General features: G+C 62.6%; 12 protein-coding genes and 1 riboswitch. Of the genes, 8 read left to right on the plus strand and 4 right to left on the minus strand.

Annotation, left to right across the window (positions count from 1 at the left end; genetic code table 11):
• Window positions 1–18: 18 nt before the first annotated feature.
• Window positions 19–1,251 carry a hypothetical protein gene (locus DES49_RS02520; protein ID WP_133734794.1) on the minus strand — a complete coding sequence of 411 codons (1,233 nt, stop codon included), beginning with the start codon at window positions 1,249–1,251 and terminating at the stop codon, window positions 19–21.
• A gap of 251 nt (window positions 1,252–1,502) precedes the next feature.
• On the opposite strand from DES49_RS02520, the gene DES49_RS02525 reads away from it, so the two are divergent.
• Together DES49_RS02525 and DES49_RS02530 are read left to right on the plus strand one after the other, a co-directional pair.
• On the plus strand, window positions 1,503–2,177 hold the full coding sequence (locus DES49_RS02525; RefSeq protein ID WP_243864829.1) for an AzlC family ABC transporter permease: 675 nt from the start codon (window positions 1,503–1,505) through the stop codon (window positions 2,175–2,177).
• Window positions 2,167–2,478, plus strand: coding sequence for an AzlD family protein (locus tag DES49_RS02530; protein WP_133734796.1), 312 nt, complete (start codon window positions 2,167–2,169; stop codon window positions 2,476–2,478). The genes DES49_RS02525 and DES49_RS02530 overlap by 11 nt, the downstream gene beginning before the upstream one ends.
• Window positions 2,479–2,544: 66 nt before the next feature.
• On the opposite strand, the gene DES49_RS02535 is transcribed toward DES49_RS02530, so the two are convergent.
• Genes DES49_RS02535 through DES49_RS02545 form a run of 3 tightly spaced genes read right to left on the minus strand, consistent with a single transcriptional unit; the run spans window position 2,545 to window position 3,940 of the window.
• Window positions 2,545–2,913, minus strand: a complete 369-nt coding sequence (locus tag DES49_RS02535) for a hypothetical protein (RefSeq protein WP_133734797.1) — start codon at window positions 2,911–2,913, stop codon at window positions 2,545–2,547.
• Window positions 2,913–3,641, minus strand: coding sequence for a hypothetical protein (locus DES49_RS02540; RefSeq protein WP_133734798.1), 729 nt, complete (start codon window positions 3,639–3,641; stop codon window positions 2,913–2,915). The genes DES49_RS02535 and DES49_RS02540 overlap by 1 nt, the downstream gene beginning before the upstream one ends.
• The gene (locus tag DES49_RS02545; protein WP_133734799.1) at window positions 3,638–3,940 is read right to left on the minus strand and encodes a hypothetical protein; all 303 of its coding nucleotides are present in this window, start codon (window positions 3,938–3,940) and stop codon (window positions 3,638–3,640) included. The genes DES49_RS02540 and DES49_RS02545 overlap by 4 nt, the downstream gene beginning before the upstream one ends.
• Window positions 3,941–4,136: 196 nt before the next feature.
• Here DES49_RS02545 and cbiB point away from each other — a divergent pair, with 196 nt between their 5' ends.
• The 6 genes from cbiB (at window position 4,137) to DES49_RS02575 (ending at window position 13,803) form a co-directional block, all read left to right on the plus strand.
• The gene (cbiB, locus tag DES49_RS02550) at window positions 4,137–5,072 is read left to right on the plus strand and encodes an adenosylcobinamide-phosphate synthase CbiB (protein WP_208297004.1); all 936 of its coding nucleotides are present in this window, start codon (window positions 4,137–4,139) and stop codon (window positions 5,070–5,072) included.
• Complete coding sequence (gene cobD / locus DES49_RS02555) at window positions 5,073–6,071, plus strand: threonine-phosphate decarboxylase CobD (RefSeq protein ID WP_133734800.1); 999 nt, start codon at window positions 5,073–5,075, stop codon at window positions 6,069–6,071. It abuts the gene before it with no gap.
• Window positions 6,072–6,091: 20 nt separating this feature from the next.
• Window positions 6,092–6,329, plus strand: a riboswitch (cobalamin riboswitch).
• Window positions 6,330–6,482: 153 nt separating this feature from the next.
• Window positions 6,483–8,318: a TonB-dependent receptor domain-containing protein gene (locus DES49_RS02560; protein ID WP_133734801.1), complete on the plus strand. Its 1,836-nt coding sequence runs from the start codon at window positions 6,483–6,485 to the stop codon at window positions 8,316–8,318.
• Window positions 8,318–12,865: a cobaltochelatase subunit CobN gene (locus DES49_RS02565; protein WP_133734802.1), complete on the plus strand. Its 4,548-nt coding sequence runs from the start codon at window positions 8,318–8,320 to the stop codon at window positions 12,863–12,865. Before DES49_RS02560 ends, DES49_RS02565 begins: the two co-directional genes overlap by 1 nt.
• Before the next feature lie 192 nt (window positions 12,866–13,057).
• Entirely contained in the window at window positions 13,058–13,504 is a 447-nt protein-coding gene (locus DES49_RS02570; protein ID WP_133734803.1) for a MotA/TolQ/ExbB proton channel family protein, read from the plus strand.
• On the plus strand, window positions 13,501–13,803 hold the full coding sequence (locus DES49_RS02575) for a DUF2149 domain-containing protein (protein WP_133734804.1): 303 nt from the start codon (window positions 13,501–13,503) through the stop codon (window positions 13,801–13,803). Before DES49_RS02570 ends, DES49_RS02575 begins: the two co-directional genes overlap by 4 nt.
• Window positions 13,804–13,805: the final 2 nt, after the last annotated feature.

Below are 13,805 nucleotides of genomic sequence, written 5' to 3' on the forward strand. Positions count from 1 at the left end.
GATGGAGCCAGGGGGCTGTTACTGGTCCGCGAAGCGGCGAACATGCATCTCGAAGCGGTTCTCGTCGTCCACGGCCGCATAGCCGCTGTAGATGCGGTTGCCATCCAGGGCCAGGCTACCCTGTGTATTCTGGACGGTGCGACCAAGCTTTGCCTCGGCAATCTGGCTGCCGTCGGACGCATCGCGCTTCTCGTCATAGCCGTTACCGACCAGGAAGAGGCCACCATCGGTCAGGCCCGCGTCCTGGACAATGCCCTCGCCGCTGGTTTTGTTCCAGTAGGTTCCGCCGGCGGAATCCAGCTTGGCCATGCGGCGCCCGTCGGAGTTGGAAGCCACCAGGTACAGGTCGCCCCGGAAATCCTCCTGCAGCAGTGCCGGACCGGCGGCGCCATAGGACGAGCGGGCAGGGGCGAAGGTGCTGGACCAGACTTTATTGCCCTGGGTATCCAGCTGGATCACGGCCGCGCCGCCGCGTTCGTTCTCGGTGCCTTCGGCGTAGACCACGTTACCGGACTGGCTGACCAGGACGGTGCCGTTGTTGATCAGGTCGCGGTCTGAGGTGTAGCTCCAGCGGGCATCGCCGTTGGGGGCGTGGCGGCTCACGGTGCCACTGCCGGCGACGACAATATCGCCGTTGTCCGCAAAATCGATGCTCGCGCGCCGAGCGCTTTCATGAGGAATGCGCAGGGTTTCGTTGCCGCTGGCGTCGTGTGCCAGGGTCTGGTCGCCGGTGGTGTAGATCCGGCCCTGATGCCAAGCCAGGCCTCGCACGTCGCTGTCGTCACTGATCTGTTCCTTCCAGCGCAGCGTGCCGTTGCGATCGAAGCTGACCAGCCAGGAGGTGCTCTGGCCCTGGTCATCGATCACCGCATACTGGTGGACCACCATGTAGACATTGTCCTGCGGGTCCAGGGCCATGAGCCGGGCCTTGTCGTCGCTGCGGTGGGCGCCGCCGGCAAGATCAAGATCCGTGGCCCGCAGCACATTGCCCTCCGGGCCGATGGTGACCAGCAGGGCATCCTCGCTGCGATCAAGACCGTCGCTGGTATCCACATTGATGCCGGTACCGGCAGCCAGGACGTTGCCGTGGCTGTCCACGGTCATATCGTTCAACCAGGTGATCTGGTCAGTGCCGGTGTTGGGCTTGTGCAGGTAGGTGGCGACCCATTCGGGTTCGACCGTGGCGACACAGGCGGTGAGGACAAAGGCCGTCAGTGCGAGAAGCCAGGCGTGGCGGTGTTTGCATTCCATGATAAGACACTCCCTTGGTTGCGCATTGCTGTTCGGATTGTGAAGCAAGTCACAGAAAGGATAGGGAGCGATTCTAGGTAGTTCATACTAGATAGGGTTCAAATTGTTTCAGGGCGATCGGGCGGAGCCGCTATTGCTTTACGCGATGAAGCCGGCCTCCTAGACTCGATTCCTCCTCAACTGCTTCAGGGCTGACGGGAATCGTGGCTGCAGAGAACGAAACCGAGCGATATCTTTTTCAGGCTCAGCGGGTGAGAGCCGAGTTTGTCCAGCTGCTGCCCATTGCGGTTTTCGTGGCCATCTTTGGCGTCGCCTTCGGACTGGCCGCCGTACAGGCCGGACTTGCGTCCTGGCAGGCGGGGCTGATGAGCGCAACGGTGTTTGCCGGGGCTGCCCAGTTTGCGGTTCTGGGGTTGTGGGGCCAGGAGGTCTCGCTGATTCCGCTCATTGCCATTGTCCTGGCCATCAACTCCCGACACATCCTGATGGGCGCAGCCCTGTTCCCGATGCTGCGCCGTCTTCCGCCAGGCCGTCGCTATGGCATCCTTCTGGTGCTGACTGACGCCAACTGGGCCCGTTCCTTCCAGCAGTACCAGGCCGGGACCCAGAATCTGGAAGCGGTTCTGGGCGGCGGGCTGGCACTCTGGATGGCCTGGGTGGCCGGCACTGTCTTCGGCACCTATTTCGGGGGATTACTGCAGAATCCGGAGGCTTTCGGCCTGGACATGGTTCTGGGGTGTTTCCTGCTGGCCATGGCGCTGGGAGGCCCGAAATCCCGCCGCATCCTGCTGGCCTGGACCGTGGCCGGAATCTCTGCCGTGCTGGCGTGGCTATGGTTGCCTCCGCATATGCACGTGGTAGTCGGGGCCCTGGCGGGCGGCGTCGTCGGCCTCTTCTGGCTGGAGAAACCGCGCTATGAGCATTGAGACAACCACGCTCGGGATCCTGGCCATCATCGCGGTAATGGCCCTGGTGACTCTCGGAACCCGCTTCGGCGGCGCCTTCCTGATGGAGCATGTCCCGCTGAACCGCCGGGTGGAGAGCTTCATCAGCGCCATGGCCAGTTCCGTGCTGATTGCCATTGTGGTGCCCATGGCCTTTGCTGGCGATCTGGGTGCAAAAGCGGCGCTTCTCACGACGGCTGTTATTATGATTGCAACCGGGCGGTCGCTGCCGGCCATTGGGGCGGGGTTCGTTGCGGCGGCTGTGGTACGCCAGTTTATCTGATTGGCTTTGGGCGTTTCTTCAGGTTCGTCCGCGTTTTCAGTTTCTAAATCCCTGGTCAGGGCGTATCTACTGGATATCGAGCAGCAACCCGCCTCCAAGAATGAAAATGGTGGCTACCACAGCGGATATAATGAAGATTCGCGCAAGCGTGCGGTCAAATGAGGTTGAAAACTCCCTAACAACGGGCACATCAATAGAGGGATCATTGCGGGGATTGAATATTCCAATGGGCACGGATATCGCCCAGGCGTACCAGAGGGCGCGATAGCCAATTCCATCCCAAGGGCAAGGTCGAGCAATACCCGAATCCTTCAACCGTCGTTCGATGCCTGTCATGGAAAGCCTGGCAAAGGCAATCCATGAAACGGCGAGGATGATGAACAGGCCGGCCCCGAGAAACGAAAAAATAACCCCGATATCTGCAGAAGGCCCCATTAGTCGCTCCAATCCCATAGCGTTTCAGCGATGTATTGACCGATCTGGTCAGAGTAGTATGCGGCGGTAAAACCTGTAACGGCCGTTACCAATAAAATAGTGCCGACTGCCGCCCACCCTACAGGCCCAACAAGTAGCAGGCCTGCTTTAGCAGCGATTGCGGTGCCACCAACATAGGTTGCTTTTCCTGCTATACCGCCGAGGGCTCCCGCAAAACCGAAACCTGTCATCTGGGCCACACTTTCACGCAACCACTCGCCTCCTTCTTCCCGGACTGAAGTTACCTTGTGGGTACGTAATCCGGCATCGGCGACAGGTGCTATGCGACCGAGTACGTTCAGCGCCCCGGCGAGATATCGTATACGGCTAGCCTGAATCATATCGGTAACCTGAAGGTGCGGATCCACTTTTGCAGACCCTGCGCTTCTTTCTGCAAGAGTAATGCCCCGTTTGGCGTTACTCAGTGCTGTTCCCCGGTTCTTTGCCCTAAACGCCTCTGGAGCGTAGCGATCTAGTTCGGTGGCGTATTGCTCATTAAGGTTCTGAAAAGCCACGCGGGCATTCTGGCGCAGCTTGGCAAGGCGTGCCCCTCGGCCCGGGCCAGTATCCGTCTTCATCCGGTCCCTTAGATCCAGCAGGGCTTTCTGGTAATCTGCGACCGCTTTTTGGAAGCCATTGAGTCGTTCGCGTCCCGCCTGAGTGCCAGCAGCGACAGCTGTGTTGATCAAAGCAAGGGATTCACGATCAAGATTATTCTGGATGAAGCGGCAAGCGCATGGGTTTCTTCACCAGCCTCTTTGGTGACCTGCGCAAGGCTCTTGCGTTTTTCGAGAGGCAGCGCGTTCAGATGGGCGACTATGTTGCTGGCTTGCGGGTGATCCAGGTCCAAAGTATAGACTCGACCGGGACGCATCTTGTCGTATGTCCCAAGACCATTAATGGTGCGAAAACGCTCAAGCTGATAGGGATCGTCTCCGATCAGGCTGTGCGGTGTTTGATGGCACTGGGAAAAGGCTATTTCTGGCATTTCTCTCTCCTTGAGTTTCTTGGTTGGCCGTCCTGACCTGCCTATAAATGGATTTTATCTTGGTGCGAAGTTTTATGTCCATGTTGTTACCGATTGGGGTGTCAATGCTCAGTAATCGCCGAAGGAGCCAGCGGGACGTTTTGGGCCGATTAAAGTACACTCGCGGGCCTCGTATCGTCATGTCGGAATCAGGTTCATGATTCTTTTTGTCATAGTCTGCCTTGCAGCCCTTGTTCTGGACCGCCTGGTCGGTGAGCCGCGCCGGTGCCACCCGCTGGTCGGCCTGGGCTGGTGCGTGGATCAGCTGGAGACGCGGTTCAATCGGAACGGGAAGGGCGGTATTACGGCCGGGGCGCTGGCCGTGGTGATCCTGCTGCTCCCGTTCCTGGGCGTGTCATTTTTACTTTCGTTGCTTCCCGCCATCCCCTGGGTGATTGTCAGCACGGTGGTGCTCTGGCTCTGCATCGGCCACCGCAGCCTGGCGGAGCACGGCATGGCGGTGTATCGGCCATTGGTCTCGGGTGATCTGACCGGCGCGCGTGAACGGGTGGGTATGATGGTCAGCCGGGATCCCCGGGCACTGGATGAAACTGGCATTGCCACCGCCACCACGGAATCCCTGCTGGAGAACGGTGCCGATGCCGTCTTCGCAAGCCTGTTTTGGTTCCTGGTGGCAGGGTTGCCGGGGCTGATACTGCATCGGGTGGCGAACACCCTGGATGCCATGTGGGGTTACCGCTCGCAACGGTTCAATCGTTTCGGGCGCGTGGCGGCCCGGCTGGATGATGCGCTCAACTGGATTCCAGCCCGGCTTACCGCGCTGGGGTATGCTCTGGCTGGCCGTACACGCCTGGCACTCAGGTGCTGGAAGACCCAGGCGCCGGAATGGGAGAGCCCCAATGCGGGCCCGGTGATGGCCGCAGGGGCGGGTGCGCTGGGTGTCCAGCTTGGTGGTGGGGCGCCCTATCACGAGGGCTGGCGGGAGCGGCCGGTTCTGGGCAGCGGCAAGTCGGCCACTGCGGAAACGATTCCGGAGGCCGTAGCGCTGATCCGTCGCAGCCTGCTGCTGTGGTTGGCGGCTGCCGTGGTTATCATGGTGGTGGTTGAATCACTGGGCTGGGGGATCCTGTAAATGTCGGTACAGCACGGCGGTCGTCTCAATGAGGCGGCGCGGGAGTGGGGCATACCGCTGGAGGAATGGCTCGATCTGTCCACGGGCATCAATCCCCGGCCGTGGCCGGTGCCCGCCATCCCGACTAAGGTGTGGCAACGCCTGCCCGAGGATGATGACGGACTGGCGGCCACGGCACGGCAGTGGGCCGGTGCGCCGGAGAAGGCTGGATGCCTTCCGGTGGCGGGAACCCAGGCGGCCATACAGGCACTGCCCCGTTTAAGAACCCCCGGGCGAATTGGCGTACCCTCTCCTGCCTACGCCGAGCACGCCGAATGGTGGCGGGCTGCCGGGCATGAGGTCATTCCCTTCGCGGATCTGCCTTCGGACGAGGATCTTACTGGCCTGGATTCCCTGGTCTGGATCAACCCCAATAATCCCACCGGCGAGCAGGTCACAAGAGCCCGCCTAATGGAATGCCACGAGCGCCTGGCAGAGCAGGGCGGCTGGCTTGTGGTGGACGAAGCCTTTATGGATGCGGAGCCGGAACAGACTTTGGCTCCGGAGACCGGACGTCCTGGCCTGGTGGTGTACCGTTCACTGGGCAAGTTCTTCGGGCTGGCGGGCCTGAGGGCCGGGCTGGTGTTCGGGCCTGCTACTCTCTGCGATCAGCTCGGGGCGATGCTGGGCCCCTGGTCCGTCAGCCACCCTGCGCGCTACGTGATGCAGCAGGCGTTTACGGACAGTGACTGGCAGATCGCCACGGCCACCCGCCTGAACGCGGACACTGAACGCCTCTTCCGGACGCTCAGCAAAGCTGGGCTGACTCCGAAGGGAAGCACGCCACTGTTCGTCTACTGTCCCCACAATAATCCCCAATCAGTCGCCGATGCTCTGGCGAAACAGGCGGTTCTGGTCCGCGTCTTTGATGGCCCTCCCGCGCTGCGCTTCGGCCTGCCGGGCACCGAGGCGGAGTGGCAGCACCTGGAAAGGGCACTGGACGCCATTGGGCCCAATTGACCGAAGCTCGCCGCCTTGGTACTGTTCGCATCCCTTCAGGTTTCCCGGCTGTAATCATAAGCCGGGATGAAACGGGAAGCCGGTGAGCCATTGTTCCTGAGAGTCCGAAGTGGCGAGTCCGGCGCTGCCCCCGCAACGGTGATTGAGTCAAAGACGACCATCGCGCCACTGTGCCAGAGAAGCATGGGAAGGCGGTCGTCCAGAACCCGGAAAGGTTCGCTCATCAGCCCGTAGACCGGCCTGGAAGGATCGCCGAACGTTGCGGAGGGCAGCGGCAGGCCGGTCGGATCTTCCCCTGCGGATAACCCGCAAATGCAGTTCTCCATCCGCCGCCTGTCCCTGAGCCCTGTTTTCCGCAGCGCATCTTTTCATGCCGTGCGGGGAAGTACGGCAGAAACAGGGAACTGGATTATGCACACAAACCTGAAAACACCACTCGCACTCGCCATCAGTCTTTCTCTGGCGGCAACCGCCACGAATGCCCAGGAATCGAATACCGAGGGAGACTTTGATCTGGACCCCATCGTCGTAACGTCCACCCTGGGTTCAGAAACGGTTAACGAAAGCCTGTCATCGGTAACCGTGATCGATCCGGAAATGATGGAACGCCAGAACCCCCGGGAGATCGCCGATGTGCTCCAGGCCCAGCCCGGGATCAACCTGGTCTCCAATGGCAGTTATGGCAAGACCACCAGTGTCTACACCCGGGGCACGGGCTCAGAATCAACCCTCTTCCTTCTGGATGGCATCCGCATCCGTTCCGCCACCAGTGGCGGCGCGCCCTGGCAGTTCATACCGCCCCAGCTCGTGAACCGCATGGAAGTCGTGCGTGGGCCCCGGGGCTCGCTCTATGGTGCGGACGCGGTTGGTGGCGTCGTGCAGGGCTTTACGATTCCAGAGGGTGACCAGGACAGGCAGTGGGCTGAAGTCGGCGGCGGCAGCTTTTCAACCCGCGAAGCCGGTGCTGGTGCCAGCGGTAAGGAAGGCAATACCCGCTACAGCATCCAGGGCAATCATGTGGATACCGAAGGCACGCGCATCAGCGAAGGCGGGGAGGATCGGGGCTTCCGCAACGCCGCCGGCTCCGCCAGCGTGGAGCACGAATTTGATAATGGCGCGACACTCGGCGTACTTGGCCTGCGCAGCCAGGGCAAAACTGAATTCGACGGCGGCAGCAACGAGTTCGTGGTACAGACCCTTGGCGTGAAGGGCGAGACGCCGGTAACCGAGGACTGGACAACCAGTGTCCAGATGAGCGAATCCCGCGACGAGCAGGAATTTGCCTCGGGCAGCATCTTCGATACCCGAACCCGCACGGCACGCTGGGAAAACACCCTGGATCTGGGGCGCCATGAATGGATCGCTGGCGCCGAATACTACGTGGATGACGTGGATACCACGGCGAACTTCACCGAAGACAGCCGCGACAACACCTCCCTGTTTACCCAGCTTCTCAGCCAGTACGACCGCTTCGACACACAGCTCAGTGTCCGGTGGGATGACAACGAGGGCTTTGGAGAGGAAGTGACCGGCAGTGTCGCCGCGGGCTATCGCCTGGATGCCAGCCACCGGGTTCGGGCCAGTTACGGCACCGCCTTCCGGGCGCCGACCTTCAACGACCTCTACTTTCCCTTCACGGATTTCGGGTTCGGCTTCCAGTTTGAAGGCAACGAAGACCTGGATCCGGAAACCTCCGACACCGTTGAACTGGGTGTTCGTGGCCAGTACCAGAACTACTACTGGGACCTGGCCCTCTACGAGACCAATGTTGAGGACCTCATCCAGAACCAGGCGGACGGCAGCGGCGTCACCCGGCCCGTCAACGTGGACGAAGCACGCATCCGTGGCGCGGAACTGACCGGCGGCATGATGCGTGGCAACTGGGAGCTGCAGTCGGCACTGACACTGCAGGATCCGCGAAACCGCTCCGATGACCCGGCTGTTCGTGATAATCGCCTGCGCCGTCGTACCATCCAGAGTGCCCGTGTTGATGTGGATTATTCCGAAGGCCCGGTGAGCTTTGGCGTAACCGGCATTGTTGAGGGTGATCGCTACGACGATGCGGAAAACAACGACAAGCTCCCCGGCTTCGCCACGGCTGACCTGCGGGTGGGTGTGTCGCTGACCGAGAAGCTGCTTGCGCGCTTCACCATCGACAACGTCTTCGACCGTCAGTACGAGACCGCCCAGGATGACCTCGCTGCCGGCCGGGCCGTGTTCGCCAGCATCCGCTACGGAGCCCCGTAATGCGACAGGGATTGTGTCTGCTCGCCTTGATGCTGATGGCGTCGGTGGCCAATGCCGCCACCATCGTCGGCATCGTCTCCGACCGCTCCTCCGCCGAGATGGCGGCGGGGGCGGAGGAACACCTGGAGGCCTTCCCCGAGCATGAGATCGTGCTCCGGACGCCCAAGCAGCTGAAGGATCTTTCCGACGAGCAGGTCACCCGCCTCTGGAAGGAGGCGGACGCCATGGTGCTGGCAGCTGTTTTTGGCGAGGAGTCCGGCCGCATCCGCCGGCTGGTGCGCGACCAGGGGCCGGGCGCCGACGTGCCCATCATGGCCATGAACAGCAAGCGGGGCATTACACGCCTGGCGCGGCTAGACGGTGAAAGGGTCATGGACCCGCTCTCGGACAAGGAAATCAACGAGATGGTGTCCAACCCCGAGCCCGGGGAAGACCCATCCGTGCATCTGGCCGAACAGCGGGAGGCCTGGCCCGAGCAGTCCGAGTGGCTCAAGGGTCGCGCCTTCTATCAGGGCCGCAGCCCCGAGCACATGGACGGCCTCTTCCGCTGGCTGCTCGCCCAGGCCGGGCAGGACATCGACGTGCCGGAGCCGAAGCCCCGGGAACCCATCCGCTATTACCGCGATGGTGAGGCGAGCGCCGATCCGGATTCGCTGAACCTGGATGAAGGCCCGGCCGTGGCCCTGCTGGACCTGGACTCCGGCGACCGCCCCGGCGACCGGGACCTGCTCGATGCCGCCTGTGAGCAGATGGAAGAACGCGATATCCAGTGTTTCACCATACTGGCCCGCTGGGGTGGAGCCAGTGTCGAGGCAGTGGAGACATTGGAGGAACGCATTCAGCCGGCGACCCTGTCCGGCATTGTCAGCCTCCAGTATTTCACCGTCGGCGGCGGTGATGGCCGCCGCGCCGTAACGAAAGCCTTCAAGGACCTGGACGTGCCCGTCATCAAGGGTATGCGCCTTTCGAAAATGACCCAGCCGGAATGGCTGCTCTCCGACGAAGGCCTGCCCTGGGACTCCGTCCACTACCAGCTCGCCATGCCGGAACTCCAGGGCATCAGCCAGCCCATGGTGCTGGCCGTGGCCGAACCGCCGCGCATTGACGAACTGACCGGGGTGGAGCTCACACTCACCACGCCGGTGGAAGAGCGCGTCAACGCCCTTGCGAACCGCATGGATCGCTGGGTAACACTGCAAACGAAGGACAACTCGGACAAACGCGTGGCCCTGGTCTACTACAACCACCCCCCGGGCCGGCAGAACATCGGCGCGGACAAGCTCAACGTCCCCGAGTCCCTGTTCGAGATCCTGCAGCAGCTCAAGGCCGCCGGCTATGACACCGGCGAGCTGCCCGAATCGGCGGACGCCCTGCTGGACCAGATCCAGGAGCGCGGCGTGAACCTGCCCGACCAGGAATCCGGCCTGAAAGAACTGGCGGGCAAGGTGCCTTCCATCAGCAAGGAAACCTACCTGGAACGGTTCAAGGAACTGCCGAGCGCCGTCCAGGCCGAGATGGAGAACGGTCCCGTGGGCTACCTGCACGCCCAGCTGAAAAACGCCGCCAAAAACGGCCACACCAAGCTCGGTGACGACCTGCTGAAGAATGGCGTGAAGGACCTGCGCCACATGCTGCGCAACTACGAGCACGACGCCACCCAGCGTGCCCTGGATCTGCTCGATCAGTACCAGGCCGGCTGGCAGGCGGTGCTTCGCGACGAAGCCGAGTCCACCGACAAGGTCACCGGCATCCGCGATGCCCTGATCCGCACCGGCATTCCCGGCCTCTCCGGCTGGGGCGAGGCACCGGGCCGCTCCATGGTCCACGAGGGAGAGATGCTGTTCCCCGGCATCCACTTCGGCAACGTCTTCGTCGGCCCGCAGCCCCCGCGTGGCTGGGAAGTGAGCGAGGAGCTGCTGCACGCCAACACCACCTTCCCGCCCACGCACCAGTACGTCGGCTTCTACCAGTGGCTGCGCAAGGACTTCAACGCGGACGCGCTGGTCTACCTCGGTCGCCACTCAACGCGCGAGTTCCTACCCCGGCGCCGCGCCGGCTTGGCCGAGGACGACTACCCCGAGCTTCTGGCCAAGGACCTGCCCGTGATCTACCCCTACATCGTCGACGGGGTAGGCGAGGGCATCCAGGCCAAGCGCCGCGCCATGGGCGTGATGATCAGCCACCTCACGCCGCCGCTGGAAACCACCAAGCTTTACGACAACCTGCTGGAACTGCGCCAGCTCGTCGAAACCTGGGAATCCTCCAACGATCCGGACTCCTCAGCTCGTGATCGTGCCGTCAAGGAGTTGCGCAAGCGTCTCCAGGAACTGGACATGGTCCAGGACATTGAGAAGGAGCTCGCGGCCGAACACCACCATGGTGAGGAAGAGCACAAGGAGGAAGAAGGAGAAGAAGAGGGCGAACACGAGGAAGGCGAAGAACACGCCGAATCCGAGCACCATCACGAGCATGAGGATGCCGAAGCCCCGGAAGAGGGCGGCGAGCACGCGCATGAACACGCTCACGACGATGGTGATGAACACGGCCACGAGCACCACCACGACGAGGAAACCGTCCACCTGGAAGACGTGGACGACGAACTCCTGGTGCACGAAGTGGGCCACTACCTGACCACCATGCAGGAAAGCTTCATGCCCCTGGGCCTGCACGTCTTCGGACGCGATTGGGACCAGGAAGGCATCGACACCATGCTCAGCTCCATGGCCGGCGACGACGAAGAGCCCAAGCCCGACTGGCGCGAGAAACTCAAGGCCTCCCCCGGCGAGGAAATGAACAACCTGCTTGCCGGACTGGATGGCCAGTTCGTACCACCGGGCCAGGGCAACGACCCCGTGCGCACCCCGGAAGTGCTGCCCACCGGCCGCAACTTCCACGCGCTCTCCAGCGACCTCGTGCCCACCCGCGTCGCCTGGTCCCTCGGCGCCGACATGGCCAAGGACGCCCGTAACAAGGGCGACCCCAAGGCCGAGGGCAGCGAAGCGATTGTGCTCTGGGCCTCGGACACCGTCCGCGATGAGGGCGTGATGATTGCCTTCGGCCTGGACATGCTCGGCATCAAGCCCAAGTGGAACTCCCGTGGCATCGTCGAAGGCCTTGAACGCATGCCCCTGGAAGACCGGGCCCGTCGCCGCGACGCCCTCTTCACCACATCCGGCCTGTTCCGGGACCTCTACGAGGACCAGCTCGTGCTGCTCGACCAGGCCTCGCGCCTGGCGCTGGATGGCGCCTACAAGACCATCATGGAAAAGCACCCCCAGCTGGACCGCGCCCTTGAAGCGGCCATGGAACCGCTGCCCGAAGACATGCGCGATCCGGGCAATGAAAGCCTGTCCGAGAACGACGTCGCCGCCCGCTGGGTCGCCGACACCAAGGCCATGATGGCCAACGGCACCGACGCCGAGAAAGCCGGCACCGACGCCGCCCTGCGCGTCTTCGGCACCGCCCCCGGCTCCTACGGTGCCGGCGTCAACCGCCTCGCCGACCGCTCCGGCGCCTGGGACGACCGCGGCAAGGTCGCCGACGCCTACACCCGCCGCATGGGCTACGCCTTCGGCGGCGACAAACAGGGCGGCCGCCCCGCGCACGACGCGTTTAAGGACCGCCTGGCCAACGTCGGCCGCACTTATCTGGGCCGCGCCAGCCACGTCTACGGCCTGCTCGACAACGACGACGGCTTCGACTTCCAGGGCGGCCTCTCCATGGCCGTGGAACACGAAACCGGCGACACCCCGGACAACCGCGTCCTCATGCACGCCGACCCGGACAACCCCAGGGTCGAGTCCCTGCAACAGGCCCTGATGAGCGAACTCCGCGGCCAGAACCTCAACCCGCAGTGGATCAAGCCACTGATGGAACAGGGCTACGCCGGCGCGCGCACCATGTCCGCCGACTTCATGGACAACCTCTGGGGCTGGCAGGTCACAAGCCCTGACGTGGTCAACTCCTCCGTGTGGGACGACATCAACGACGTCTACTTCGAAGACCGCCACAACCTCGGTGTGGACGAGTTCCTCGAAAAAGACCACAACGTCCACGTCAAAACCCACATGCAGGCCATCGCCCTCGTCGCCGCCCAGCGCGAATTCTGGAAGCCGGACGAGGAAACCCTCGATAAACTGCGCAACGACTTCGCCCAACTCGTCGTCGAAAACGGCCTCCCCGGCAGCGGCCACACCAGACCCGACCACCCCACAATGAAGTGGGTGGCCGACCAACTGGATGACGCCGAACTCAAAGAAGACTTCAAAGCCGTCCTGGATGCCGCCCGCATGGAAGCCCCGAAATCCAAGGCCCAGCAGCCGGTGAGCATGCGCGAAGTCAGCATGAAACAGAAACCACAGCAGCAGGAAGCCGCTGAAAAAGCCAAACAACAGACCCAAAAGAAGAAGCAGGACAAAAAGTCCGACCAAGCCAAGGAAGAACAAGCCTCCGCCGAAGGCGGCGAAGTTCTTCTCCCCTGGCTAATCGGCGCCGGCGCATTAATCCTTCTCGGAGGCGGCATAGCACAAGGAAGACGTGCCCGTTAAATACGAATAAGGCAAGGAGGGTGTGGGGATGTTCGGAGGGAAGCTCTTTGGCCATGGATGGCCAAAGCGCAGCCTACATGGATGTACTCGTGGCGATTCCCGGAGAACATCCCCACACCCTCCGTCCCAATCCAGAAATCTGGGACCAGAAGTTTCAGACACCAAGATGATTCAGGATCGAAAGAGGCAACAATGTTCACATCAGCAACGCTAGACATCATGGACACCATGGTCAGCTACCTCCTGGAGCCCGTCATCATCGCCCTCCTGGCCCTGATCGCACTGGCCCTCTGGGAAACCGGCCTCGCCATCGGCGAACGCACCGGCGGCCTCCGCCGCATGATCCAGACCGGCAACACCAACGCCATCGCCGCAAGAGCCCAACGCCGCATCGACCGCGCCGACCTCATCGCCCGAATCGGCCCCATGATGGGCCTGATGGGCACCCTGATCCCGCTGGGCCCCGGCCTCGCCGCCCTGGGACGCGGCGACCTCGACATCCTCGCCGAAGCCGTCACCGTCGCCTTCAACACCACCGTCCTCGGCCTGCTCGCCGGCATCATCGGCTTCATGCTCGGACGCGCACGCCGGCGCTGGTATGATGGCGCCATGGCCGAACTGGAGGAAGCCCAGCCATGAGCATCCCCAGCTACCGCCGCAGCCGCTTCGACATCACCGACGAAGACCCCATGGGCCCACTCGCCAACATGGCCGACATCATGCTCGTCTTCGCCGTCGGCCTGATGGTCGCACTCGCCGCCTCCGAAAGGGCCGACAACCCCATGGAAAGCGGCGTGGACGTGGAAGCCGGCCGCGAAATGCCCGAACTGCCCGAAGGCGCCGGCGAAACCGGCGAGGGCTACCAGCCCATGGGCCAGGTCTACCGAGACCCGGAAACGGGCCGCATGATCATGATCGACAAAGGCAAGGGACAGTAACC

This window comes from Halospina denitrificans, from assembly GCF_004364635.1.
GTDB lineage: Bacteria > Pseudomonadota > Gammaproteobacteria > Pseudomonadales > Oleiphilaceae > Halospina > Halospina denitrificans.

Bases quoted from the DNA above. Each gene is read 5' to 3' on its own strand.
- DES49_RS02575 (WP_133734804.1), top strand. From the start codon at position 13,501: ATGAGCATCCCCAGCTACCGCCGCAGCCGCTTCGACATCACCGACGAA.
- cbiB (WP_208297004.1), top strand. From the start codon at position 4,137: ATGATTCTTTTTGTCATAGTCTGCCTTGCAGCCCTTGTTCTGGACCGC.
- DES49_RS02560 (WP_133734801.1), top strand. From the start codon at position 6,483: ATGCACACAAACCTGAAAACACCACTCGCACTCGCCATCAGTCTTTCT.
- DES49_RS02520 (WP_133734794.1), bottom strand. From the start codon at position 1,251: ATGGAATGCAAACACCGCCACGCCTGGCTTCTCGCACTGACGGCCTTT.
- DES49_RS02535 (WP_133734797.1), bottom strand. From the start codon at position 2,913: ATGGGGCCTTCTGCAGATATCGGGGTTATTTTTTCGTTTCTCGGGGCC.
- DES49_RS02570 (WP_133734803.1), top strand. From the start codon at position 13,058: ATGTTCACATCAGCAACGCTAGACATCATGGACACCATGGTCAGCTAC.
- DES49_RS02565 (WP_133734802.1), top strand. From the start codon at position 8,318: ATGCGACAGGGATTGTGTCTGCTCGCCTTGATGCTGATGGCGTCGGTG.
- cobD (WP_133734800.1), top strand. From the start codon at position 5,073: ATGTCGGTACAGCACGGCGGTCGTCTCAATGAGGCGGCGCGGGAGTGG.
- DES49_RS02545 (WP_133734799.1), bottom strand. From the start codon at position 3,940: ATGCCAGAAATAGCCTTTTCCCAGTGCCATCAAACACCGCACAGCCTG.
- DES49_RS02530 (WP_133734796.1), top strand. From the start codon at position 2,167: ATGAGCATTGAGACAACCACGCTCGGGATCCTGGCCATCATCGCGGTA.